At 39.5% G+C, this 24,581-nt stretch carries 25 protein-coding genes; 24 read left to right on the top strand and 1 reads right to left on the bottom strand.

Annotated features, from left to right (window positions below):
* The first annotated feature begins 95 nt into the window (after positions 1 to 95).
* From G592_RS0110010 to G592_RS18010, 4 genes are all read left to right on the top strand, one after another.
* Positions 96 to 662, top strand: coding sequence for an HD domain-containing protein (locus G592_RS0110010; RefSeq protein ID WP_028247705.1), 567 nt, complete (start codon positions 96 to 98; stop codon positions 660 to 662).
* A gap of 49 nt (positions 663 to 711) precedes the next feature.
* Complete coding sequence (locus G592_RS0110015) at positions 712 to 1,230, top strand: YgjV family protein (protein ID WP_028247706.1); 519 nt, start codon at positions 712 to 714, stop codon at positions 1,228 to 1,230.
* 627 nt (positions 1,231 to 1,857) lie between these two features.
* A complete protein-coding gene (locus tag G592_RS0110020) occupies positions 1,858 to 3,207 on the top strand; it encodes an MATE family efflux transporter (protein WP_028247707.1) in 1,350 nt (449 codons plus the stop codon).
* A gap of 155 nt (positions 3,208 to 3,362) precedes the next feature.
* Complete coding sequence (locus tag G592_RS18010) at positions 3,363 to 4,418, top strand: DUF3795 domain-containing protein (protein WP_081660387.1); 1,056 nt, start codon at positions 3,363 to 3,365, stop codon at positions 4,416 to 4,418.
* Between the two features lie 161 nt (positions 4,419 to 4,579).
* On the opposite strand, the gene G592_RS0110030 is transcribed toward G592_RS18010, so the two are convergent.
* A complete protein-coding gene (locus G592_RS0110030) occupies positions 4,580 to 5,455 on the bottom strand; it encodes a LysR family transcriptional regulator (protein ID WP_028247708.1) in 876 nt (291 codons plus the stop codon).
* Between the two features lie 146 nt (positions 5,456 to 5,601).
* Between G592_RS0110030 and G592_RS0110035 the strand changes: the two genes are divergently transcribed.
* From G592_RS0110035 to dtd, 20 genes are all read left to right on the top strand, one after another.
* Positions 5,602 to 5,826, top strand: a complete 225-nt coding sequence (locus G592_RS0110035; protein ID WP_028247709.1) for a hypothetical protein — start codon at positions 5,602 to 5,604, stop codon at positions 5,824 to 5,826.
* Positions 5,827 to 5,841: 15 nt separating this feature from the next.
* Positions 5,842 to 6,843 (top strand): alpha/beta hydrolase, encoded by a 1,002-nt coding sequence (locus G592_RS0110040; protein WP_028247710.1) that lies wholly within the window; start codon positions 5,842 to 5,844, stop codon positions 6,841 to 6,843.
* 54 nt (positions 6,844 to 6,897) lie between these two features.
* Entirely contained in the window at positions 6,898 to 7,515 is a 618-nt protein-coding gene (locus tag G592_RS17850) for a cyclophilin-like fold protein (RefSeq protein WP_155942191.1), read from the top strand.
* Between the two features lie 335 nt (positions 7,516 to 7,850).
* Positions 7,851 to 8,348, top strand: coding sequence for an adenylate kinase (locus G592_RS0110050; protein WP_028247711.1), 498 nt, complete (start codon positions 7,851 to 7,853; stop codon positions 8,346 to 8,348).
* Between the two features lie 256 nt (positions 8,349 to 8,604).
* Positions 8,605 to 9,840, top strand: a complete 1,236-nt coding sequence (locus tag G592_RS0110055; RefSeq protein WP_028247712.1) for a S41 family peptidase — start codon at positions 8,605 to 8,607, stop codon at positions 9,838 to 9,840.
* A gap of 158 nt (positions 9,841 to 9,998) precedes the next feature.
* Entirely contained in the window at positions 9,999 to 10,655 is a 657-nt protein-coding gene (locus G592_RS0110060; RefSeq protein WP_028247713.1) for a C39 family peptidase, read from the top strand.
* Positions 10,656 to 10,765: 110 nt separating this feature from the next.
* Entirely contained in the window at positions 10,766 to 11,257 is a 492-nt protein-coding gene (locus G592_RS0110065; RefSeq protein WP_143001205.1) for a hypothetical protein, read from the top strand.
* On the top strand, positions 11,247 to 11,483 hold the full coding sequence (locus G592_RS0110070; protein ID WP_036952582.1) for a helix-turn-helix transcriptional regulator: 237 nt from the start codon (positions 11,247 to 11,249) through the stop codon (positions 11,481 to 11,483). The genes G592_RS0110065 and G592_RS0110070 overlap by 11 nt, the downstream gene beginning before the upstream one ends.
* Before the next feature lie 134 nt (positions 11,484 to 11,617).
* Positions 11,618 to 11,989, top strand: coding sequence for a desulfoferrodoxin family protein (locus tag G592_RS0110075; protein ID WP_028247716.1), 372 nt, complete (start codon positions 11,618 to 11,620; stop codon positions 11,987 to 11,989).
* Positions 11,990 to 12,114: 125 nt separating this feature from the next.
* Positions 12,115 to 13,419: an ATP-binding protein gene (locus tag G592_RS0110080; protein ID WP_028247717.1), complete on the top strand. Its 1,305-nt coding sequence runs from the start codon at positions 12,115 to 12,117 to the stop codon at positions 13,417 to 13,419.
* 136 nt (positions 13,420 to 13,555) lie between these two features.
* Positions 13,556 to 15,289 carry a GGDEF and EAL domain-containing protein gene (locus tag G592_RS16225; protein WP_051194866.1) on the top strand — a complete coding sequence of 578 codons (1,734 nt, stop codon included), beginning with the start codon at positions 13,556 to 13,558 and terminating at the stop codon, positions 15,287 to 15,289.
* 7 nt (positions 15,290 to 15,296) lie between these two features.
* Positions 15,297 to 15,992 (top strand): MgtC/SapB family protein, encoded by a 696-nt coding sequence (locus G592_RS0110090; RefSeq protein WP_028247718.1) that lies wholly within the window; start codon positions 15,297 to 15,299, stop codon positions 15,990 to 15,992.
* A 69-nt stretch (positions 15,993 to 16,061) separates the two neighbouring features.
* Complete coding sequence (locus G592_RS0110095; RefSeq protein WP_028247719.1) at positions 16,062 to 17,639, top strand: helicase HerA-like domain-containing protein; 1,578 nt, start codon at positions 16,062 to 16,064, stop codon at positions 17,637 to 17,639.
* A 76-nt stretch (positions 17,640 to 17,715) separates the two neighbouring features.
* Entirely contained in the window at positions 17,716 to 18,972 is a 1,257-nt protein-coding gene (locus G592_RS0110100) for a transglutaminase-like domain-containing protein (protein ID WP_028247720.1), read from the top strand.
* Complete coding sequence (locus G592_RS16230; protein WP_036952586.1) at positions 18,965 to 19,684, top strand: aspartate/glutamate racemase family protein; 720 nt, start codon at positions 18,965 to 18,967, stop codon at positions 19,682 to 19,684. The genes G592_RS0110100 and G592_RS16230 overlap by 8 nt, the downstream gene beginning before the upstream one ends.
* 11 nt (positions 19,685 to 19,695) lie before the next feature.
* Positions 19,696 to 21,207: an amino acid adenylation domain-containing protein gene (locus G592_RS0110110; protein WP_028247721.1), complete on the top strand. Its 1,512-nt coding sequence runs from the start codon at positions 19,696 to 19,698 to the stop codon at positions 21,205 to 21,207.
* A gap of 14 nt (positions 21,208 to 21,221) precedes the next feature.
* Positions 21,222 to 21,455, top strand: a complete 234-nt coding sequence (locus G592_RS0110115) for an acyl carrier protein (RefSeq protein ID WP_028247722.1) — start codon at positions 21,222 to 21,224, stop codon at positions 21,453 to 21,455.
* A 3-nt stretch (positions 21,456 to 21,458) separates the two neighbouring features.
* Positions 21,459 to 23,051, top strand: a complete 1,593-nt coding sequence (locus G592_RS0110120; protein WP_028247723.1) for an MBOAT family O-acyltransferase — start codon at positions 21,459 to 21,461, stop codon at positions 23,049 to 23,051.
* Between the two features lie 11 nt (positions 23,052 to 23,062).
* On the top strand, positions 23,063 to 24,124 hold the full coding sequence (locus tag G592_RS0110125) for a hypothetical protein (RefSeq protein WP_036952590.1): 1,062 nt from the start codon (positions 23,063 to 23,065) through the stop codon (positions 24,122 to 24,124).
* The gene (gene dtd, locus G592_RS0110130; protein ID WP_028247725.1) at positions 24,124 to 24,573 is read left to right on the top strand and encodes a D-aminoacyl-tRNA deacylase; all 450 of its coding nucleotides are present in this window, start codon (positions 24,124 to 24,126) and stop codon (positions 24,571 to 24,573) included. The genes G592_RS0110125 and dtd overlap by 1 nt, the downstream gene beginning before the upstream one ends.
* The last annotated feature ends 8 nt before the right edge of the window (positions 24,574 to 24,581 follow it).

Consider the following 24,581-nt stretch of genomic DNA (forward strand, 5'->3'; position numbering starts at 1 on the left):
TGCGTATGGCTTATACAGGCAAATCGCAATTTGATAAAACAATTATCTTGCAGAATAGTGTACTAATTATTGTTGGGAGCTAAGGGAGGATATGTATGAACGCTAGAGAATATCTGGATATTTTACACGTTGCTGAGAGATTAAAAGATACACCTCGTCATTGTACGACAACGAAGCGCAGAACAGAGAGTGTTGCTGAACATAGTTGGCGTATTTCTCTGATGGCATTTCTTTTGAGGCATGAGTTTCCGGAACTGGATATAGATAAAGTTGTAGACATGTGTCTCATCCATGATTTGGGGGAATGCTTTACCGGAGATATTCCAACTTTTATCAAAACAGATGATGACAGAGAAGTTGAGGATTCGTTTCTCAACAAATGGGTGCAATCACTGCCGGAGGAATTATCCAGAGATATCGCCGAGTTATACAAAGAGATGGATGCGCAGGAAACTAAGGAAGCAAAGCTATACAAGTCTCTTGATAAGCTTGAAGCTCTTATACAGCACAATGAATCTCCTATAGATACATGGTCAGAAAACGAGTATGAGCTTAATAAAACATATGCATTTGATACTGTTGCATTCTCAGATTGGCTTACTGTACTGAGAAAAGAAATTTTGGATGATACCCTAAAAAAGATAGAAGCTGAGATGCAGTGACTCTTGCAGAATAACTTAGAGCAGCGAATTGAAATTTAGGGAGAATGGAATGGGAACTATCAATGAGATAATTATCGGAAATGTCTGCAGCGTTTTTGCAATGATCTCTGATTCAATAAGCGGAACTAGGCAAAAGAGATCACAAATGCTGGGGATACAGATTATAAGCCAGTTCTTTTATGCGGCAGGATCATTTATTCTTAAGGGCTACAGCAGTGTGGCTCAAAATGTTGTGGCTGTTCTCAGAAACATCGCTGGAATAAAAAACGTTAAGAGCAGGGGGGTGGAATGGGGGCTGATCCTGCTTGGCGTGGTATTGGGAGCAGTGTTCAATAACAGAGGAATCCTTGGCTGGCTCCCTATTGTTGCGAATTTCGAGTATTCTGTTTCAATCTTCAGGTTTAAAGATAATGACCGGGCATTAAAGATCTCTTTTGCCATAAATATGGTAATGTACAGCGTGTTCAGCTTCATAATCCTGAACTACGTAAGTGGCATTGCTAATCTGGTAGTGGCTGCCACAACGGTAGTAGCGCTAGTCAAGAATGACCAAAATAAACAGGTGTGATGTATCTGGCGAAGCAACCTGTATAAGATCATAGGTAAAGCAACTTTGGATTATACGCAGAAAGATGAATTCATATTTGTCGAAATGACTGATCGGAAGTTAACTCGCAATATAAATGAGTACGACAATTTCGGTTTGTAAAGACGAAAGGTATTGGAAAAAACAGATATAAAGTTGCCACCAGCAGCATACAGTAGCCCTGAGCTTTCTACCGTACGCAGCAGGTAAACAGCAACTTGAAGGAGAAATGCCTAAAATACGGCACTTTCACTTCATTAATAGTTCTCAAAGAGATAATCATCTGCTATGGCAGATTTCAGAAGACTCGGTACAATGTACCGGGTCTTTTTTGGTGCGCGAAAGTGGACCTGGGGGACGGGGTTAGTGGACCATTTTACGTTGTTGAGTTTATATGTTACTTTGATGTTAAGGAAATATCTGTCATTTTTTCCGTCGAAAGTGTAGAATTGAAGGTAGTGTTTTAGGGGGAAAATAATGTCATCACATTATAGTTATTATAAAAAAATAGATGGAAAGCTGGCGTTTCTTTCTGGGAATAGCCTGGATACTTAAATGATCTTAACTATTAAATAATTAACATCAAGAGAAAGACCAAAGAGAGCGGCAATGACAAATACAGAACAGACCACACATAATATGACCTCAGGAAACAGTATGAAACAGATCATACTGTTCTTTTTGCCCTTATTATGGGGAAATCTTTTCCAACAACTATATAGTCTTGTGGATAGCATTATAGTTGGCAAGGGAATCTCGGATCAGGCGCTGGCTGCTGTTGGGGCAACCGGGACACTTAACTTCCTTATACTTGGATTTGTTGTGGGGATGACCAGAGGATTTGGCATAACCTTTGCCCAGAGCTTTGGAAAAAACGATATGGCTATGCTGAATGCATACATCAGAGCAGCCAAGAAGCTCAGTATCACGTTTGGAATAGCCTTTACTGTTGTATGCGTTTCTTTGCTCAATAAGATGCTGACGTTCTTGAACACTCCTGAAGATATCTTTGACGATTCGTATAGATATTTTGCTGTGATCTTATTGGGAATAGTAGTGACGGTTATGAATAACCTTGAGATTACAATTCTCCAGTCAATGGGAGATTCCAGAACGCCCCTCACTGCTATGATCTGTTCATCACTCGTGAACATCATGCTTGATATTATTTTCATAATGGCCTTTGGCACAGGAGTTGTCGGAGCAGCAGTGGCAACAGTGGTCTCTCAGTTTGTATCATACCTTTTGTGTCTTAAAAAGCTTAGAACCATCGATTTTATGAGTCTGGGAAAAGACACGTCAGAAATAGCAGATGAAAAGAATATATTGGTTGAACTGATGAAAATAGGACTTCCTGTGGCACTTATGAATTCGGTCACAGCTGCAGGGGCCATGGTATTGCAGTACTTCGTAAATCTTATGGGAAGCGCATATGTGGCAGCCTATTCAGCCTGCATGAAATTTGCATCACTCTTTGAGCAGTTCGGAATGTCCGTAGGTCTTTCCATGATGACCTTTGTGGGGCAAAATAAGGGCGCTGGCAAATATGACAGGATACGCACAGGAGTAAGACAGGGCCTGATGCTCTCTACACTTGTGAATGTGCCTATATCGCTCCTTATGATATTTGTGCCCGGAAGCCTGGCAAGGATGCTGCTGACTGACAACATGATAATCGGTTATTGTACCGATTTCATGCCGATTATGGGAATAAGCTTTTTTGCCCTGGGCTGGCTTTTTGTATACAGATACTCTGTTCAGGGGTTGGGCAATACCTTTATACCAATGCTCTCAGGCGGGCTCGAAGTCATTATGAGACTGATCTTTGGCTTTTTGGTAGGAAGGAACGGATTTAAGGGAATTGCCATTTCTGAAGTATCTGCATGGATAGGCGCTTTTCTGATGCTCATGGTGACATACTATTGTTTAATTGGCAAAAGAACTAAAGCAATAGTATAAAGTAGCAATAAAAAGACTCCCTGGGGACGGGGGTAGTGGTCCACTTTTGGGCTTAAAGATTAAGGGTAAGGCTTGCCTATTTTGATATGACTTTATTAAAATGTAAGAAAGAACTATGGAATAATGCTGAATTAACCGATGAGAGATGATAGATTATGGATAAATCATGGTCAGAAAACAATAAAGAAATACAGAAATTGCTGACGAAGGAAGCAACCTTTAAAGATGCTATTCAGAAGCTTTTGGCTTTCCGCGAGGAAATGTTTGAGCAGATTACTCAGATTGTGAGTGGATACCCGGATGAGGCCTTTGCCCAGATGCCATTTGCGGGTGCAGATGGATATCACAGTAAAACCCTTGCCTATTCTATATGGCATATTTTCAGGATTGAAGATATAGTTGCCCATGAGATGATAGCAGGGGATAGTCAAATCCTTTTTACACAAGACTTTCATAATCGCATTGGCGCACCTATTATTACTACGGGTAATGAACTTCAGGGGAACGATATTGCAGAGTTTTCAGAAAAACTGAATATTAAAGAACTTTATCTGTATGTAAAAGCTGTAAAGGAGTCTACGGATCAGATTCTTGGAGATCTGACATACAAGGATTTAAAGCAAAAATTCGGCGGCGATGTAAAGGAAAAACTTATCCGCAGTAAATGTGTCAGTGAGAATGAGAATGCCTTTTGGCTGATTGATTACTGGTGCGGAAAGGATATAAAAGGACTGATTCAGATGCCATTTAGTCGTCACTGGATCATGCATATCGAAGCCATGCGCCGCATCAAGAATAAACTCTGCAAGATAGCACGAAAGGGTGTTGATCCTGTTGCTTATTGTGGCTTTTCCTGTAATCACTGTTTCCTTTCAGAGTGGTGCGGATCCTGCAGAACGAAGTACAATGTCTGCTCTTTTGCTACCTGTGCTGAGGACAGAATATGTCCGAATGTGAAATGCTGTAAGGAAAAAGATTTGGACGGATGTTATGAGTGTGATGAGCTCGAAAATTGCAATAAAGGATTCTATATTCCATCAAATGAGGGAGCAAATGCAGCAAAGGCTCAGGCATTATATATAAGGAAATACGGAAAGAAAGAGTTCTTAAGGGTTCATGACAGGCTACATGAGAAGTATGACTTCCAAAAGACACAGGAAGTTTTGGGACAGGATTATAAGGAAGGACTGAGAATTCTGGAGGAAACTTGAAAAAGCCTATAAATATGCCATTATATCAATAACAGAGTTGCCACCAGCAGCATACAGTAGCCCTGAGCTTTCTACCGTACGCAGCAGGTAAACAGCAACTCGTCCTAGAAATGCCACAAACACAGCACTTAAGGCAGTGAAAAAGTTCTCAAAGAGATGGGTTATAACACTAGAACTTTTAGGTGCGATAAAAATCTTTCTGCTATAGGTGTAAATGCCTGATAGCGGTTCCATGCGAAATATATTTTGTTTTCAAGCTTAGGAGACAGCGGTCTGAATGCAAGGCCGTTGTCTTTTGATGTATCAATAAGATGATCATAGGTGAGAAGATACCCAAGACCTTCCATTGTGAAAATAGAGCCATTGTAGGAAAGACGGAAAGAACCTTCAAGCTGTAGCTCTGAAAATCTGCTCCCGGCCCATTTCTTTATATCTCCGTTCCAAGCCTGATCTGAGCAGAAAAGAGGTAATCCTATCAGGTCATCCAAACGAATGGATTTCTTTTTTGCCAGAGGGTCATTTTCAGGAATGATAAGTCCCCAGGTATCAGCCTGTGGAAATTCTATATATTCATACTTTCTGATGTCCGGCTGCTCAACAAGAACAACAAAATCAAGAAGCCCTTTTTCTGTTTTTTCAGATAGCTGCTCTGTATCACCACTTGTGATGTGATAATGGAGATTGGGATAGCTTTCTTTAAAGGTCTTGATTGCTCTTGCAAGGAATCTTAGCTGATAAGATTCTGCAAGTCCGAGGTAAAGATCGCCTCCGCTTATGTCATCAAGTGAAACAAATTCCTGCTCGATTTTATCAGCCATGCTCACAAGATCTTCTGCACGGTTTCTGAGAAGAATTCCTTCTTCTGTCAGCTTTATACTGAAACTGTGCCTTGTAAATAGCTTCTTACCCAATTCTTCTTCCAATGATTTTAATTGTTTGGATAAAGTTGGCTGAGTCACATGCAGTATCTCAGCGGCTCTGCTCATGTTTTCTTCTCTTGCTACAGCTAAAAAATATCTTAAAGTCCTGATTTCCATGGTGCTTCCTTTCCTGTACTGCTCATTGCTAAATGATATGCCAAAATGGAATAATATGATATTCATTATAACTATTAGCAAAAAATCTTACAAGCTCATACAATAGAATTGTAAGTGAAATAGTTACATGGAAATGAGGAATACTCATGGATAAAGAATATCTAAAGCAAAGCCTTTCAGATGCGGGATGCTGTAATGAGGCAACAGACACTATCCTGGAAAGATTTGAGTCAGGCAGTATCGATGAAATGGTAAGGCTTCTGAAAAAAGAAAGATGCCGTGCTATGGACGAATACCACGAATGTGGAAGAAAAGTTGACTGCATGGATTTCATGCTAAGAAAAATCGAAAACGAAATGAAGCAGAGATGACGGAGGTATCAAATGATGATTAGAACAGAAGAACTTAATTTAGTAACAGAGTGGGATAAGACCTTTCCAAAGAGTGAGAAGGTAGAACACAGCAAGGTGACATTTGCAAATCGCTACGGGATAACTCTTGCGGCAGATATGTATATACCAAAGGATATAGATGGCAAGCTTCCGGCTATTGCAGTATCAGGACCTTTTGGAGCTGTTAAGGAGCAGTGTTCAGGATTATATGCCCAGACTATGGCAGAAAGAGGATTTCTTACAATAGCCTTCGATCCCTCTTTTACAGGAGAGTCAGGCGGCAACGTAAGATATATGGCATCACCTGATATCAATACAGAGGATTTTATGTCTGCAGTTGATTTTCTTTCACTTAATGAAAAGGTAGATCCGGAAAGAATAGGAATCATAGGAATCTGCGGATGGGGCGGAATGGCTATCAATACAGCTGCTCTTGACACAAGAATCAAAGCTACAGCTGCAATGACCATGTATGACATGACAAGAGTTAATGCAAAAGGTTACTTTGATGCCGATGACAGTGAAGAAAAGAGATATGAAGCGAAAAAGGCTTTGTGCGCTCAGCGTCTTGAAGATTTAAAGAATGGAGAATATAAGCGTGCGGGAGGTGTTGTAGATCCTCTACCTGCAGATGCACCTTTCTTTGTAAAAGACTATTTTGATTACTACAAAACTGATCGTGGATATCATGCCCGTTCCCTTAATTCCAATGATGGATGGAATGTGATAGGCTGTGAATCCTTCGTGAATCAGCCAATCCTTAAATACAGCAACGAAATCAGAAGTGCAGTGCTTCTTGTACATGGCGAGAAGGCTCACTCCTGCTACTTCAGTAAAGACGCTTATGCCGACATGATAAAGGACAGCAAATATGCTGATAATAAAGAACTGATGATCATTCCAGATGCAGTTCATACAGATCTGTATGATGGAGGAGATAAGGATTATATTCCGTTTGACAAACTTGAGAGCTTCTTCAATGAATATCTTAAATAAGGAAAGATGACATGGGTGAAGCAGAAGGCAAAGAAGAGGAAAAGCGGGAGGCGTATGAGTTTGGAAAATCTCTTTTGTAAAAATACAGGTAAAACGCTTACAGCATTATGTGTGATGGCTGTAAACCTCTTTACTGGATGTGGATATAATGAGAATGCACATGTTTACTCGAAGGTTGATTCTGTTCAAGACAATTATGTAGAAACAATACAGTCACAGGTTAAAGCTGATGCTAAAACGAACAGTAATACGGCAACGGAAGATTACTTAAAGGATGAAGAAGACGTTATTACTGATGATGAAAGGTCGACGGAAAATATGCTAAAGCTTTTTATAAATGATGAAGAGATACAGGTAATCTGGGAAGAAAATGAATCAGTAGAAGCTCTGAAGAATCTGGCTGAAGATAAACCTATCATCATTGATATGTCTATGTATGGCGACTTTGAGCAGGTTGGCTCTATTGGTCAGTCTATTCCAAGTAATGATAAGCAGATGACTACAAGTGCCGGGGACATTGTTTTGTATTCAGGTAATCAGCTGGTAATGTTTTACGGTTCAAATAGCTGGGCTTATACAAAGCTCGGGCATATTGAAAATACATCTGCGGAAGAAATGAAAAAAAGGCTTGGTTCCGGGGACGTTAACGTAACAATAAGTATTACTGAATAAGCTTATGAGAAGTGAGGCTAGCTGATTGAAAAAGTTCTCAAAGAGATAATCAATCTGCAATGGCAGATTTCAAAGGCTCGGTACAATGTACCGGGTCTTTTTTGTGTGCCGAAAGCCTTTAAAACATTCAAGGAATGGTGGGACAAGACTAATGCACATAATATTGAACAGGATGGTAGATATAGGTATAATTACAAACAGTTGCTACAAAGAAAAAAATTAAGTATTTCTGAATAGATTAACTTTCGGGATAATAGACTAAGACAAATCGGCAGTTTGTCGGGATGAACGTTGGAGCATAAAATTGGAATATATTCCAGGTTAAGGAGGATAGATTGAAGAAAGTATTAGTTTTAGGCTGCTCCGGCAGCGGGAAAAGTACATTCTCCATAAAACTTCAGAAGAAGACTAAGCTTCCTTTATATCATCTTGATAATATTTGGTGGAATGCTGACAGGACACATATTTCAAGAGACGAGTTTGATGCGAGTCTTGCTGATGTTGTGAAGCGTGACACTTGGATTATAGATGGTGATTACAGCAGAACATATGAAAACCGTATTAAAGCTTGCGATACCATCTTTTTCCTGGATTATGGAGAAAAAGTTTGCATGGATGGAATTACCGGAAGAGTAGGTCAGGAGCGTCCTGATATGCCATGGACAGAAAATGAGCTTGATCCAGAACTTGTAGAACTGGTTCAGAACTACGAGCATAAGAACAAACCAAAGTTGATGGAACTATTTTCCAAATATCCAGATAAGAATGTAATTACATTTTTTAATAGAGAAGAAGCAGAAAAGTGGATTGCAGAAGGACAACCAGAGGTGTAAATAGTGATAAATTTAAATTTAGTAAATGTTCTATGGACAGTCGGAAATATTGTACTGTGGATTGGGATAATAATACTGATTGTAAATTTCATTAAAAAGTTAAAGCGATAACCGTTCATATTTCATTTCATTTAACGATGGGGCACGACTTGAAATAATGAATAAGCCAGGCATGGTGGATGCAGCATTTATAAATTGCAGGTTATAAAGTAAATTGGGTATGCAAATTAATTGGAGGGGAAATTGAACATAGTAAATGATGACTAATAAAGAAATATTTAAAGAAATAGTTGAAATTATGCGAGAAGATTCCGCAACCTGTAAAGATTACGGAACGGGTAATTCTCAGGAATATGAAAGCCAGATATCTGATGACATGGATCGAAAGGATTTTTTACATCTGGTACAGGAATATCTGGCTACTTTTGGTGTAGAAGGACATCTTTTATTTACAGATTTCAGTCTTGAAAAAATTGGTTTTTCAGTGATGAGGCAGGACGATGTACTATACGTGATAAAGGCAAATAAAGATACAGGGCTTGTCTCGGAAGATAAAATAGTTGCAATCGATGGGTTCTCAATAAAAGAATTATTTCAAAGAGAAAAAACATTTTTTATGGGGGAAACAGCGGAGCGTGAAGGTAAAATTTGGTCTGCAGTGCTAAAGTTTTACAACGTTTTAACTGTTATTCATCCAGATGATTCAAAAGAAGATATTTCTATTATTCATAATACAAAGGGGAGAGAGACGGAATGTTATTCTTTTGAAGAATATGATGATACGCTTTATCTAAGATTTGCAGATTTTGCTGATTTGGACGCGATAAATCAGTTATTAAGCAAATGTAAGTGCATTCTGGAAAAATGTAAAAAACTAATTGTGGATGTCCGTGGAAATGGTGGAGGTGCAGATTCTGCATTTGTACCGCTCCTAGAGTATTGTTTTCCAGAAGGAGAATTCGTTACAGACTATTATAAGCCAGAATATCCTATTGAAATTAATTATTCTGTTAGAAATTGTAAAGATCGAATCGAGAATCTAAAAAAATATTTGGTTGGGGATATACCAGAAGAAATGACAGCAATGCTAAATACAATGATTGCCAATAACACTGAAAATATGGGCAAAGGATTTCTTGATGACGATGACGAATTTGCAAGTGGAATTATAGGGAAAAAAGGTCCTGAAAAGGTATTGATTATTACGGATGAAAGCTGTGGTTCTTCTGGGGATGCATTCGCAGAGGTTATGTCATGTTCTCCTAAAGTGACTATAGTTGGAAGACCTACTATGGGAATTACAGATTTTTCAAATTGTAATGTGGTTTCCTTTGATGATTTTAGATTTGTTTATCCGACGTCTAGAGACAAAAGAATTGATTATGGCAAAGGGCTTGCGCATAAAGGGGTACCTGTAGATTATTATATCCCATGGTCTCCTGAGCATATAGGTAAGGATGTGGAGCTGGATTACTGCTTGAATTATAGATAATTTAAAATCAAAGCGCCCGACTACATTCAATAATCGGAATCGTGGATATGGAACAGAGGGATTAAAACTTCTATGTGATGCTGCCAAAGACAACGGGATATTATATTTCCGTTTATAGCGTTACACATGGGATGATTAAGATGCAGTTGGGAGATTTAATGAAAAGAATATTTAAAATTTTAGGTTTTGTTTTATGCGGAATTATCTGTGTGGCACTAATTGCATTATTAGTATCTGGTATTAGGACAAAGCTGATTCAGAATGATTATTCATCAGTCTATACAAATCCTAAGTACCAGAATCCTGTAAAAATTGAAAACATCGATGTGATTACACAGCATGTATCGTGTGGCTATGCTGTTATTGAGATGTTCTCTACATGGGCCGGAAAAAACATAACAGAAGACAGTTTGTATGATGAATATGGAACCATAGTTACTTCTACAGGAAACAAGTTTTGTGAGGAGATGAATAAGCAGTTCACTGAATATGACACAGAGATTCATAAGTATCAGAAGAATACTGAGTTCATTGACATTATGTATGATACTCTGTCTTCAGGAAAGCCAGTTCCATTTGAGTGGGCAGCTTTGTATGGGGACGAGTGGACATTGCACTACTCATTAATCATTGGAGCAGATATTCCAAATGATAAAATTACCGTGGCAAATCCTTACGGTTACTATGAGGAACTTACATTAGAGGAATTATTGGATAGAACCAGCTTTAAGGCCTATGAGAATGTGCCACTTTTCATGAAAATGGGCTTTGCCATTGGCCTGTTTGAAAAGAATACACTTTTTTCAATTAAATAACTTCACGATTCATTGAGCAGTACCAGATTATGAATGCGTAAATAAAAAGGTACTATATTTTTTAAACTCTGCTTGTGATACGGTTAAGGTAGGACAAGGATAACCTGATTGTGAAAGGAGTTGCCATGAAAAGGAATATTCGATTAGTTCTGTTAGGAGAATTACTATTATTTGTTGCCGTATTTGCACTAAATATTATAGGTGGGAATTGGGGCGCTAGTGCCATATTATGGTTTATTGATCTACCATCTTTTCTTCTAATTGCGTTAGTTCTTATACCAGGTCTTTTGATAATGGGAGAGTGGAAGAACTTTACAAAGGCTTTTTCTGTGGGATTAAAGCCTTATAGCTTACTAGAATTGAAAAATATTATTGGGGCTGTGGAAGCTGCTCAGAAATTAACAGTTTTTGCAGCATTGTTTGCAATTATCATATCCGGAGTTTTACTACTTGGAAAGCTGGATGATTTATCTACCATAGGAGCTAATCTTGCAATATGTTTTCTGTCGGGGTTGTATGCGGTGATTCTTGAATTTTTCCTTTTGCCACTGAAGCTTAATGCTGAGCACAAGATGAATGAGGAAATGGATTTTGGAGAATAATATCAATATCTCTAAAGAGCAATATCTTGCAGTAGCCCAGAAATTTGGACTAACAAAGCGTGAACTGGAATTGGGCTTTATGAAGGTATCAGGATTTTCAAATCGTAGAATTGCTTATATGTTAGGTATTTCAGAGCAGACAGTGAAAAATCATTTTACTCATATTTACGAGAAGGCATGGGTTCCAGGTAGAAAAGAATTTATAGAATTATTTATTCCCAATTAACAAAGGAGATTATATCTATGTAACAGTAATTTCACAGAAAATCTGTTTATATAAATTGTGTAAAATGCTATTATGTAAAATAGAAGGTAAACATCTAGTATTTTCAATGGGAAAAGTATTATAGGAGGGGTCTTATGAAATTTTATGTATGCGAATCATGTGGAAATTTCGTAGGTATGATTTTTGAGTCTGGCGCTCCAATGTCATGCTGCGGAAAGATGATGAAAGAGCTTGTTCCTGGTACTTCTGATGGTGCCGTTGAGAAACATGTACCTGTTTTCAAAGTTGAAGGAAATAAGGTTACAGTTACTGTCGGTTCAGTGGAGCATCCAATGGCTGAAGAGCACTTTATTGAGTGGATTGCTCTTGAGACAAAGAAGGGTGGCCAGAGAAAGGTTCTCAATCCTGGAGATAAGCCATGTGCTGAGTTTGCTCTTACAGACGATGATGCAGTTGCTGCTGTATATGCATATTGCAATCTTCATGGTTTATGGAAAGCTGAATAATGAAATTTACAGACCTCAGAAGCAAGTGAAATTGTTTCTGAGGTTTTTTGTTACCGTCTTCACTTTAACATGCTAAAGTGTTACTATTGTTTTATACTATTGGCAACATGTTTTAGGAGGCAGTTATGTACGAGAAGATTTCGAGACTACTTATGTATGGAGATTTAACTGAGGAAAGCATTCTTTACAAGCTTGGAAGAGCAATAGATTCAGTAGAATCAGGAGATTATAACAAGCGAGAGATTACCCGCGAGATTAACGCGATTTCCAAGGAACTTCTGATGCTTGCGACAGATTACGGCTTTGATGATAATCTCTGGCACAATTACATTGCCTTCTATATTATTACAAACGAGAATCCATTTTCTCTGGTTACAGAAAAAACTGATGTTAAGCCAGGTTCTGTAAATCATCTGGTGGAAAATGATTTCAATATTTTAAAGGAGCTTTTTGACTACGATTTTTCCCCACTTGAAAAGGAGCTTGGAATCCAGAGTTTTTCAGTATTTACCAATTACAGTGCTGTTCAGAAGAATCAGCAGATGTACAACAGAAATGTTAGTGAAAAGGTTAGAAATCTTTCAAAATCCCTTGAAAATGCAAAGGATGAGAAGGAATTCTTTAATGTAATTACTGATTTTTATAAGGCTTATGGTGTGGGAATGTTCGGTCTGAACAAAGCCTTCAGATTGGAAGAAATCGGAAATAATGATATTAAATTTGTCCCAATCAACAATATGGATGAAGTAGTGCTGGATGATTTGATTGGCTATGAATATCAAAAGCAGCAGCTCATCGCAAATACCGAGAGTTTTGTCCAGGGTAAAAAGGCTAATAACGTGCTGCTTTTCGGCGACAGCGGTACTGGAAAATCTACAAGTATTAAGGCCATTGTAAATCAGTATTACGACCAAGGTCTTAGAATGATAGAGATTTATAAGCATCAGTTTAGATATCTTTCAAAGATAATTGCCAACATTAAAAATAGAAATTACAAATATATTATTTACATGGATGATCTTTCTTTTGAGGAGCACGAGATAGAGTATAAGTTCCTTAAGGCTGTTATCGAAGGTGGTGTGGAGACAAAGCCTGATAATATCCTGATTTATGCCACATCTAACCGCAGACATCTTATTAAGGAGACCTGGAACGATCGTAATGATCAGACTAATACTGATGACCGTCACCACTCTGATACAGTGGAGGAGAAGCTTTCACTTGTTCACAGATTTGGTGTGACAATCAGCTACAGCAAGCCAATGCAGAAGGAATATATCGATATAGTAGTGGGGCTTGCAAAGCGTGCTGGAATTACAATGCCAGAGGAGGAACTTATAGCCAAAGCAAAGATTTGGGAGCTTGAACAGGGTGGCCTGTCAGGTCGCACAGCACAGCAATTTATCAATCACATTGCTGGTACTCAATAGTGAAAAGTCATCAAATAGCCACATTACTGAACTTTTTGTGAAAAAGCCTTTTAGGATTTACTAATGATGTAAAATATATTATGTGTAGGTGTCGAATAATCATTGGTAAATGTTTATTATTCCGAGTGGGGGCATTATGGGAAAAGAGGAATATATCGAGACCGGTGTGGGCGCAGTTCCAACTGGATTGCCGGGAGGTTTTTTCATATATGAGGCTGAAGGTGACGAGAAGATTCTTTTTGCAGATTCAAATGTCATCAATCTTTTTGGCTGCGAAACTTTTGATGAATTTATGGAATTCGTCGGAGGTACATTTAAAGGATTGGTTCACCCTGAGGATTTATACAAAATAGAGAATCAGATTCAGGCTCAGACTGTTTTTGGTGAAAAACGTCATGATTACGTTAGATATAGAATCTTAACCAAGCAAGGTGAAGTAAGATATATAGAAGATTTTGGACATCTCCTTCATTGGATGAATGGAAAGAGTTTCTTCTATGTATTTATTGTAGATGTTGATCAGAATGAATATCTAAACAATGCCCGTAATTCCTACGCAGAAGCAGAAGTACTAGCTGCGGATAGAGAGACAGATAAGCTGACAGGATTATTTAATATGTCCTTCTTCTATCATAAGGTGCAGATGCTTTTAAATTCAGCAGAAATATCAAGACAGGAGAGTGCATTCATCCACTTTGATATTCCTAATTTCAAATTATATAACGAGCGTCATGGCTTCAAAATGGGTGATGAATTGCTTTGCGATTTGGCTAGAATTATAAAGGATGTATTTTATTCAGGTACAGTCGCAAGATTTTCTGATGACCATTTCGTAGTATATATTAACGAAAATAAGGATTCAGTAATAGAAAACGTGGAAGAAGTATATAAGCGTATGCTTCTTGCTGATGATGTTAACAAGAAAGTTAGAGTCAAGGCTGGTATTTATATTCTTGATGACCAGCGCGCGGAAGTTGGATTGGCCTGTGACCATGCTAGACTTGCTTGTAACAGCATAAAGAATCGACATGATTTAAATTATTGTATTTACGATGACATTTTAAGAGATAAACTTAGACGTCAGCAGTACGTTATTGATCATATAGATGAGGCTATAGCACTTGATTTTATTAAGGTATTCTATCAGCCTATTATCAGAGTTGCCACAGGTCAGGTTTGTGGAATGGAAGCACTTGTTCGTTGGGTTGATCCATCTGTTGGAATGCTTTCGCCACTTGATTTTATTGAAACTCTTGAACATTTCCATCTGATTCATCTGGTTGATGAATTTATGGTAAAGAAGGTTTGTCAGGATATGAGAATGCTTATGGATGAGGGACTTCCTGTAGTCCCTGTTTCCGTAAATATTTCCCGACTTGATTTTGATGTATGTGATGTACTTAAGTTGTTGGATGATTTCTGTGAGATTTACGAGATTCCTAGAAATCTGATTGAAGTGGAAATCACTGAGAGTGCATTTAATGATAACACCGGTCTCATAAAGCATGAGGTTGCAAAGATTAGAAATGCCGGATATGAGGTCTGGGTAGATGATTTTGGTAGTGGATATTCATCTCTTAACACTATAGCGGAGTATGAATTCGATGTTTTGAAACTGGATTTGATTTTCCTTAGAAGTTATAATAATCCACAGACCAGAAAGCTTATGAGCTATATCATAAAGGGTGCATCGGATTTGGGTATCAAGCCTCTTTGCGAGGGTGTTGAGACAGAAGAACATTATCAGTTCCTTAAGAGTATCAATTGCGAGAGAGCTCAAGGATATTATTTTGGTAAACCAATGCTTCTTGATGAAACTCTCGAAAATATAGCAGACAAGGGAATGACATTTGAAGGCTACGGAGAATAAATAGCATATGACTAATTCACTAGTTGATTATTTGCAGAGTATGAATGAAATGGCGGTTATTTTAAGACTGATTATTGCTGCAGTTTGTGGCAGTTTAATTGGTTGGGAGCGTGTTGTCAGGAGACATAGTGCGGGAATAAGGACATTCTCACTGGTAAGTCTTGGCTCTGCAGTTGCAACAGCTTTAAATCTTTATCTGGCTGGGATGCCAGGGTTTGATGCAGATGTAAGCCGTATACCTGCCGGAGTTGTAAGTGGAATAGGATTTCTTGGCGCAGGTACCATTATTGTTACTGGAAGAAATCAGATAAAGGGTCTTACAACAGCAGCTTCACTTTGGGTTGCATCCTGCATGGGTATGGCCTTTGGAGCTGGATATATCACAGTTGGATTATCATGTTTTGCACTGGTAATGCTTGCGAATCTTGTACTTGTGAGAGTTTCACAGCAGATTGAGGAAAACAGCCGATATGTCAGCATGTACATCGAGGTTGAGGAGACCAATGGAATAAAACAGCTTCGTAAGAAGTTTGCAGAGATGGGCTATCAGATTACCAGCATTAATAAAACAAAAGATAAAACATTATCGGGTAAAGATACAGCACTTATGGTGGAACTGGATTTTGGAAATAAACATTCCCATCAAAAGCTGCTTGATGAACTGAATAATTTGGACTTTGTAAGTTATGTTGAGGAGGTGTAAACACCTCCTCTTTTTGTTATAATAATACTCAAGATTATATTCAGAGTCGAATAATTCGGGAGGGTTATTATGGTTAGAGATGGTAAGATTTGGATTGCAAATACCGAGGATGGTTCACCAGTTTTTGTTTTACCGAAGATGGCAAACAGACATGGTCTTATAGCAGGTGCCACAGGTACCGGAAAGACTGTTACATTAAAGGTTCTTGCAGAATCATTTTCAGACATGGGGGTACCTGTATTTTTAGCTGATGTAAAGGGTGATATTGCCGGAATGCTTGAGGCTGGTGTTGACAGCGAGAATATGCAGGAACGTATCAAGAGATTTGGATTGGCAGAGCATGGTTTCTCATACCAGAAATACCCTACTACTATATGGGATGTTTATGGAAAGAATGGAATTCAGGTTCGCACATCTATTTCTGAGATGGGACCACTTCTTTTGGGAAGAATACTTGATTTAAATGAGACCCAGAAAGATATTCTTACAATCGTATTTAAAATTGCTGATGAGAACGGCTGGTTCTTATATGATACAAAAGATTTAAAGGCTATGCTTAATGAGGTGGCTGAAAATAATAAGGAATATACTGCTGAGTATGGAAATATTGCAAAGCAAAGTGTTGGTGCAATCCAGCGAGCAGTGGTAGCTCTTGAAATGGCTGGAGGAGACCAGTTCTTTGGACAGCCTGACTTAGATATCAGAGACTGGCTTACACCAGATGCTTCAGGCAAAGGCATGATTCACATCCTTGACAGCCAGAGCCTTATCAATAACGGCACACTTTATTCTACATTCCTTCTTTGGCTCTTATCAGAGTTATTTGAGACAATGCCAGAGGTAGGAGATTTGGACAAGCCTAAGATGGTATTCTTCTTCGACGAAGCACACCTTCTTTTCAAAGATACACCGAAGGCTCTTTTAGATAAGATTGAGCAGGTTGTAAAGCTTATCCGTTCAAAGGGTATAGGTGTTTACTTTGTCACACAGAACCCAAGGGATATTCCTGATGGAGTATTGGCTCAGCTTGGAAATAAGGTGCAGCACGCCCTTCATGCTTACACTCCTTCAGACCAGAAGGCAGTTAAGGCCGCAGCTGATTCCTTTAGAGAAAATCCTGCATTCAAGACAGCTGATGTTATCGAAGCTCTTGGAACAGGCGAGGCAGTGGTATCATTCCTTCAGGAGGATGGCACACCATCTGTCGTTGAAAAGGTATTTATCCTTCCACCACAGTCAAAGATGGGCGGCATCGACGCTTCTGTTAGAGATAATGCTATCAAATCAAGCAACCTTTATTCTAAGTATGCTGTAGCTGTTGATCCTGATTCTGCATACGAGATGCTTGGAAGAAAGAATGAGCAGGAGGAGAAGGAAGCAGCAGAGGCAAAAGAGGCAGCGGCAGCTGCAAAGCAGCAGGCAAAGGAAGAAGCAGCGGCAGCTAAGGCTGAGGCCAGAGAAAAGGAAAAAGAGGCAAACCGCAAGAAGCGTGCAGCCAAGTCTGTTGGAACTACTGTTGCCGGAACAGTGGGCCGTGAGGTTGGTAAAAAGGTAGGCAAGCAGCTGGGAGGTAAGTTCGGTCAGACCCTTGGTGGAAATACAGGTGCGCAGCTGTTCAGAGGAATCTTAAATACATTGTTAAAGTAGTGTAAAATTTGACTCTATACCCCATGATTGTTAAAATTATATCCGAGTGTAACTTCACGCTCGGGAGATAATAATTATGGAATCAACGGTCAATTATAGAAGACGTAAGAATAAGAGAAAAAGAAAAAATAGGCTTCTTATTTTCATAGGCGTAGTGGCTTTATTTTTAGCCTTTGCCGGAGTAGGAGCCTATTTTTATTATGATTATTCTAATCGTGTCTACGGCACCTGTGTGGTGGAGTTGGGGGAACCAGTTCAGGCCAGAGATTTCCTTAAGGATGAGTCAAAGGAGGCGGAATTTACTCCCGAAACAATATTTTCCACAGACTTAGCAGGCGAATATAAGATTGGCATTATTTCAAAGCCATTTACATATGAATGTACACTGCAGGTACAGGATACAGTGGCGCCAGAGCTTACTGTGCAGCCCCTCACCCGTACACGGGAAGAGATACCAGAAGCAAAGGATTTTGTGGAGTCAGTCAGCGACTTGTCTAATGATGTAAACATTTATTATGCTGAGTCAATAAACTTCGACAGTTACGGTGATATTCCTGTTAAAATTGCAGCTGAGGACCCATCTGGAAACAGAACTACAGCAGATACAGTTTTACATCTTGTGGAGGAATACGATATCACTCCGCCTATTATTGAAGGTCAGCTGGATAAGATTGTATACGCAGGACAGGGCGTCAGCTTTAAAACTGGCGTAGTTGTTACAGATAATGTTGATACTAACATCGAGATTGAGGTGGACAGCAGCCATGTCAATATAGATGTTCCAGGAGAATATCCTATTATATATACTGCCACCGATTCCATGGGAAATATGGATTTGGCGGAAGGAACCATCACTGTTATCGAGGTGATATACTCTGAGGATCAGGTAAATGAGCTGGCAGATGCTGTTCTAGCTGATATTATCAAGCCAGACATGTCAGACTATGATAAAGCCCATGCTATTTATGTATGGATTCAGGGTAACATTGGATACAGCGAGAGTGAAGACCACGGCGACTGGTTAAAGGGCGCTTACGACGGATTGAAGAATCGCCACGGTGACTGCTACAATTACTTCGCTGTAGCAAAAGCATTACTCACCAGGGCAGGTATCAAAAATGAGGATATTGAGATTATCCCTACAGCTACCCGCCATCATTACTGGAATGTTATAGATTGTGGAGAGGGATGGAGACATTTTGACACCACCCCACGTACAGATAAGACTTTTAAGGGATTTTATATTACAGATGAGGATTTGATGGCTTACTCAAGTGAGCATTATCGTTCTCACAATTACGACCGAGAGGTGTACACATATTTCAATGAGTAAAAAACTAGGAATCATCGGAGGCCTGGGCCCTATGGCGACTGCATATTTTATGCGTCGAATCATTGAGCTGACAGATGCAGCCACCGATCAGGAAAACATCGAAATGATAATATACAACTGTCCATCTATTCCGGACAGAACCGGATACATCCTTGGCACAAGCGATGAGAGTCCACTGCCAAAGATTACCGAGCTAGCTCATAATCTGGAGCATGCAAATGTGGATTACATAGCCATGCCATGTATCACGGCTCATTATTTCCACGACCAGCTGGCAGACAGTGTGTTTATTCCTGTCAGCAATGGAATAAAGGAGGCAGCCCAGTATCTATATGAGAAAGGCATTACAAAGGTGGGAATCATGGCCACGGATGGCACTGCTTCAATGCACTTGTTTGATTCTGTGTTTAAGGATTATGATATTACCTGTGTTTATCCAGATGATGCAGGTCAGAAGCAGGTAATGAGCATTATTTATGATGATGTTAAGGCTGGAAAGCCTGTTGATATGGAGAAATTCTTTCAGGTTAAGTCGCAGCTTTTGGAAGCAGGTGCAGATATCATTATTCTTGGCTGCACAGAGCTTTCCATTGTAAAGCGAGACTATGAAGTAGGACCAAAGGTCCTTGATATTGTGGATGTGCTGGCGGCAGACTGCGTTAAAAAATGTGCCAAGCCACGCCCAGAATGCGACAATCTGATTACTAGATAGAGGTGTTATAAATGCAAAATAATGTACTAGATTATTTAGAGGGAAGTCTGGCCCGTGTCCCAGACAAAATCGCATATGCAGATGATGAGGTGAGCCTCTCATTTGCTGACGTAAAAAGAATTATGGATTCGGTGGGAACAGGATTATTGAACCGCGGTTGTAAGCGTGAGCCGGTAATCGTTTTCATGAAGAAGAGTCCAAACACAATCGCTACTTTCTTTGGCGTTATCAATGCTGGTTGCTACTATGTACCAATCGACAGTGAGATGCCAGCCACTCGAATCAATCTGATTCTTGATAACTGCAAGCCTAGAGTAATTATCTGTGACGACAGCACTGTAGGTATTGCAGAGGGATTTGATTACAAGGCAGATATCGTACTCTTTTCAGATATCGTAAATACGAAGCCAGATGTTGATGCGCTTGCACTTGTTCGTAAGAAAGCCATCGATACAGACCCAATTTATATCGTATTTACATCTGGTTCTACCGGAGTTCCAAAGGGTGTTTGTGCATGTCATCGTTCTGTTATCGATTATATCGAGCAGCTTTCAGAAACACTTGGTTTCAATGAGGACACAATCTTTGGAAACCAGACACCATTATACTTTGATGCATGCTTAAAGGAGCTTTATCCTACATTAAAGTTTGGTGCTACCACATACCTTATTCCACATTCTTACTTCATGTTTCCCATTAAGCTTGTGGAATACATTAACGAGCACAACATTAACACTGTATGCTGGGTAGTTTCAGCCCTTACTATGATTAGTGCTTTTGCAACATTTGACACAGTCGTACCTCACACACTTAAGACTATCGCTTTCGGTAGTGAGGTATTTCCTATAAAGCAGTTCAGACTTTGGAGAGCAGCAGTGCCTGAGGCAAAGTTCTTCAATCTCTATGGCCCTACAGAGGGTACAGGAATGTGCTGCTATTATCCTGTTGAGAGAGAGTTTGCAGATGACGAGGTCATCCCTGTAGGATTCCCATTCAAGAACACAGAGATTCTTCTATTAAAAGAAGATAACACTCTTGCTGCAGATGGAGAGCAGGGTGAGATTTGCATCCGCGGTACATCTGTAACATTGGGATATTACAACAACCCAGAAAAGACAAGCGAAGCATACGTGCAGAACCCACTTAATACAGCATATCCAGAAATCATTTACAGAACAGGTGATATCGGTCACATCAATGAATACGGTGAGCTGATTTTCCACTCACGTAAGGATTTCCAGATTAAGCACATGGGTCACCGTATCGAGCTTGGAGAAATCGAGGCAAATGTTAACCTTGTGCCAGAGATTAAGCTTTCAGGCTGTATTTACGCAAAGGAACAGGGCAAAATTGTTCTCTACTATGTAGGTGACATCACAGAAGGCGATTTAATCAAGGCATTAAAGACAAAGCTTCCTCGCTACATGTTACCTAACAAGGTAAATCGTCTCGAGGAAATGCCTTTCACAGCTAACGGCAAGATAGACAGAGTAACACTTACAAAAATGTATGAAAGTAAATAACGGAGGATTATAAAATGAATGAATTAATCGAAATCTTAAGCGACTTACATCCAGAGGTAGATTTCACTACCGCAAAGGATCTTGTAACAGGAGGAATCCTTGATTCCTTTGATATTGTTTCTCTTATTTCTGAGATTAACGAGGAATTTGATGTAACAATCAGCGCAGCAGAGCTTACACCAGAGAATTTTGCATCTGCTGAGACAATCTATGCATTAATCAAAGCTAAATTAGATGACGAGGATTAATAAATGTTATTTACAAGCTACGAATTTCTTGGATTCCTATTAGTAGTTTTTATAATGTATTATCTTTTGCCAGGAAGGGCCCAGTGGTCCTTCCTACTTATTGCGAGTTATGCATTCTACTTCATGGCAGATCCAAGATATTTGATTTTCATCGCAATTACTACAGTCAGTACTTATCTTGCAGCAAAAGCCATTTCCGACAAAAAGCAGTCCTTTGACATTTGGTTCAAGGAACACAAAAAGGAAATGGAAAAGGAAGAGCGCAAGGCGGCAAAAGCCAAAGAGCATGCCAACGAGAAAAAGATTTTCCTTTGCTGCCTTCTTTTTAATCTTGGTATTTTGGCAGTTACCAAATATACCAATTTCACCATTTCAAACATCAACTCAATAATAGGTGCCTTTGGCAATCAGGGAACTCTTTCTTTTGTAGATTTGATTATCCCTATGGGTATTTCTTTCTATACCTTCCAGTCTATGGGTTATCTTATCGATGTTTATAATGGAAAGTTTGAAGCTCAGAAGAACCCATTTAAGTTTGCGTTGTTCGTATCTTTCTTCCCTCAGCTGGTGCAGGGACCTATCAGCCGCTATGCTGATTTAAGTCAGACACTTTTTGAGGAGCACAGATTTGACTGGAAGACAGTTTCTTTTGGTTTGGAGCGCATCATGTGGGGCTTCTTCAAAAAGCTTGTCATTGCAGACAGAATTCTTGTGGCAGTTCAGGCAATTATCGCGTCACCTGATACTTACAATGGATTCTATGCTTTCGCAGGTGCTATGTTCTATGCACTTGAGCTTTATGCAGATTTCACCGGTGGTATTGATATTACAATCGGTGTAGCTGAGACTATGGGAATTAAGGTTACTGAAAACTTCAGACGCCCATATTTCTCAAAGAATATCAAGGAATATTGGAACAGATGGCATATCACCATGGGTACCTGGTTCACTGATTACATTTTCTATCCAATCAGTGCCAGCCAGTTTATGATGAAGCTTTCAAAGAAGTCCCGTGCCCGTCTTGGAAATAACCTTGGAAAGAGAGTACCTGTTTATCTTTCCAGCTTTATCGTTTGGTTCACAACAGGCATCTGGCATGGAGCCAGCTGGAACTTTATCGTATGGGGACTTGGCAACTTCGTTGTTATCATGATTTCCCAGGAACTTGAGCCTTTCTACAGATGGTTCCACAGCAAGGTAAAAGTGGATGGAACCTTCGGATGGAAATTGTTCCAGATTATCCGTACAGTACTTATCATGTCATCACTTCGTATGTTTGACTGCTACCGAGATGTACCACTTACATTTAAAATGTTTGGAAGTATCTTCACTAAGTCAAGCCTGTCTCAGCTTAATGCAGACGCATTTATTAGCATGGGACTTGAATCATATGATTATGCAGTTGTGTTTATTGGCATGCTTGTTCTTGTGGCTGTCAGCCTTGTACAGCGAAGTGGAAGCGTCCGTGAAAAGATTGCAGCAAAGGCTGCGCCAGTTCGCTTTATTGCATGGTATGGCTTATTTATGGCTACACTAATCTTTGGGGCGTACGGAATCGGATATTCCGCAAGCCAGTTTATTTATAATCAATTTTAAGGTGTATTAATATGAAAAAGCTTTTAGCAATTATATTAACTATATTCATAGCGGTCGCTGGTCTTGCCTTCGCCACCAAACTCCTTGAACCAAAGTATATGTCTGGTGTTCTAGAAGGTGCAATGATAGAAGAGTACTACGATGACCCTACAGATCACAACGTAGTCTTCATTGGCGACTGTGAGCTCTATGAGAATGTTTCTCCAGTTTATCTCTGGGAAAACTTCGGTATCAATTCGTATATACGTGGAAGTGCCCAGCAGTTAATCTGGCAGTCTTATTATCTTGCAGAGGAAACTATCAAAAAAGAGCATCCAGATATTATTGTATTCAATGTTCTTTCCATGAAATACAATGAGCCACAGAAGGAAGCTTACAATCGTATGACAATCGATGGTATGAAGTGGTCTTCAAGCAAGATTGGCTCCATCAACGCATCTATGACAGAGGAAGAGCACTTTATTGATTATGTCTTCCCATTGCTTAGATATCACAGACGCTGGAGCGATTTGGATTCAGATGATCTTACTTACCTTGGTCACAGGGATAAGATCACTTTCAACGGATATTACATGCGTGTGGATGTAAAACCTGCGGAGAATATTCCAGAGGGAAAGCCACTTGCTGATTATCAGTTTGGCTCTAACGCATATACGTACCTAGACAAGCTCACAAAGCTTTGCAAGGACAATGATGTGCAGCTTATTTTGGTTAAGGCGCCTACTCTTTATCCATACTGGTACAGCCAGTGGGAGGAGCAGATAGTGGACTATGCTGCTGCCAATGATTTGCCTTATATCAACTTCCTTGATTTACAGGATGAGATGGGAATTGACTGGAATGAGGATACATATGATGGTGGTCTTCATTTAAACCTTGCTGGAGCAGAGAAAATGTCTCAGTATTTTGGAAAGGTATTATCAGAGGAATTTAAGGTTCCTGACAGAAGAGGTGAGGCAGAGCTTGACTCATATTGGAAGCTGGTTTCTGACCGCTATAACGCTGAAATAGAGCGTCAGAACACTAATTTAAAGCTATACGGAACAGTTCACGGCCCAGAGGAGAATCAATAATGAAATTTGTAATTCAACGTGTAAATGAAGCATCAGTAGCTGTAGATGGCAACACTATCGGCGCCATCAAAAAAGGATTTCTTGTTTTGATAGGAGTGTCAGATTCAGACACAAAAGAAATTGCCGACAAGATGGTAAAGAAACTTTTAGGACTTCGTATTTTCGATGATGAGAATGATAAGATTAATCTTTCACTTACAGATGTGGGAGGGGAGCTTCTTCTGATTTCTCAGTTCACTCTTTATGCAAACTGTAAGAAAGGCTATCGCCCATCATTTACAGATGCAGGAGCACCAGATTTTGCCAATGAAATGTACGAGTATATTATCAGCCAGTGTCATGAGGCTGGATACCACGTTGAGACAGGAGAGTTCGGAGCTGATATGAAGGTTTCCCTCCTGAACGATGGACCATTTACAATAGTATTAGATTCAGCAGAGATATGTTAAGACGAAAA

It is taken from the genome of Pseudobutyrivibrio ruminis CF1b, from assembly GCF_000424005.1.
GTDB classification, from domain to species: Bacteria; Bacillota; Clostridia; order Lachnospirales; family Lachnospiraceae; genus Pseudobutyrivibrio; species Pseudobutyrivibrio ruminis_C.

Bases quoted from the DNA above. Each gene is read 5' to 3' on its own strand.
- G592_RS0110010 (WP_028247705.1), top strand. From the start codon at position 96: ATGAACGCTAGAGAATATCTGGATATTTTACACGTTGCTGAGAGATTA.
- G592_RS0110015 (WP_028247706.1), top strand. From the start codon at position 712: ATGGGAACTATCAATGAGATAATTATCGGAAATGTCTGCAGCGTTTTT.
- G592_RS0110020 (WP_028247707.1), top strand. From the start codon at position 1,858: ATGACAAATACAGAACAGACCACACATAATATGACCTCAGGAAACAGT.
- G592_RS18010 (WP_081660387.1), top strand. From the start codon at position 3,363: ATGGATAAATCATGGTCAGAAAACAATAAAGAAATACAGAAATTGCTG.
- G592_RS0110030 (WP_028247708.1), bottom strand. From the start codon at position 5,455: ATGGAAATCAGGACTTTAAGATATTTTTTAGCTGTAGCAAGAGAAGAA.
- G592_RS0110035 (WP_028247709.1), top strand. From the start codon at position 5,602: ATGGATAAAGAATATCTAAAGCAAAGCCTTTCAGATGCGGGATGCTGT.
- G592_RS0110040 (WP_028247710.1), top strand. From the start codon at position 5,842: ATGATTAGAACAGAAGAACTTAATTTAGTAACAGAGTGGGATAAGACC.
- G592_RS17850 (WP_155942191.1), top strand. From the start codon at position 6,898: ATGAGTTTGGAAAATCTCTTTTGTAAAAATACAGGTAAAACGCTTACA.
- G592_RS0110055 (WP_028247712.1), top strand. From the start codon at position 8,605: ATGATGACTAATAAAGAAATATTTAAAGAAATAGTTGAAATTATGCGA.
- G592_RS0110060 (WP_028247713.1), top strand. From the start codon at position 9,999: ATGAAAAGAATATTTAAAATTTTAGGTTTTGTTTTATGCGGAATTATC.
- G592_RS0110075 (WP_028247716.1), top strand. From the start codon at position 11,618: ATGAAATTTTATGTATGCGAATCATGTGGAAATTTCGTAGGTATGATT.
- G592_RS0110080 (WP_028247717.1), top strand. From the start codon at position 12,115: ATGTACGAGAAGATTTCGAGACTACTTATGTATGGAGATTTAACTGAG.
- G592_RS16225 (WP_051194866.1), top strand. From the start codon at position 13,556: ATGGGAAAAGAGGAATATATCGAGACCGGTGTGGGCGCAGTTCCAACT.
- G592_RS0110090 (WP_028247718.1), top strand. From the start codon at position 15,297: ATGACTAATTCACTAGTTGATTATTTGCAGAGTATGAATGAAATGGCG.
- G592_RS0110095 (WP_028247719.1), top strand. From the start codon at position 16,062: ATGGTTAGAGATGGTAAGATTTGGATTGCAAATACCGAGGATGGTTCA.
- G592_RS0110100 (WP_028247720.1), top strand. From the start codon at position 17,716: ATGGAATCAACGGTCAATTATAGAAGACGTAAGAATAAGAGAAAAAGA.
- G592_RS16230 (WP_036952586.1), top strand. From the start codon at position 18,965: ATGAGTAAAAAACTAGGAATCATCGGAGGCCTGGGCCCTATGGCGACT.
- G592_RS0110110 (WP_028247721.1), top strand. From the start codon at position 19,696: ATGCAAAATAATGTACTAGATTATTTAGAGGGAAGTCTGGCCCGTGTC.
- G592_RS0110115 (WP_028247722.1), top strand. From the start codon at position 21,222: ATGAATGAATTAATCGAAATCTTAAGCGACTTACATCCAGAGGTAGAT.
- G592_RS0110120 (WP_028247723.1), top strand. From the start codon at position 21,459: ATGTTATTTACAAGCTACGAATTTCTTGGATTCCTATTAGTAGTTTTT.
- G592_RS0110125 (WP_036952590.1), top strand. From the start codon at position 23,063: ATGAAAAAGCTTTTAGCAATTATATTAACTATATTCATAGCGGTCGCT.
- dtd (WP_028247725.1), top strand. From the start codon at position 24,124: ATGAAATTTGTAATTCAACGTGTAAATGAAGCATCAGTAGCTGTAGAT.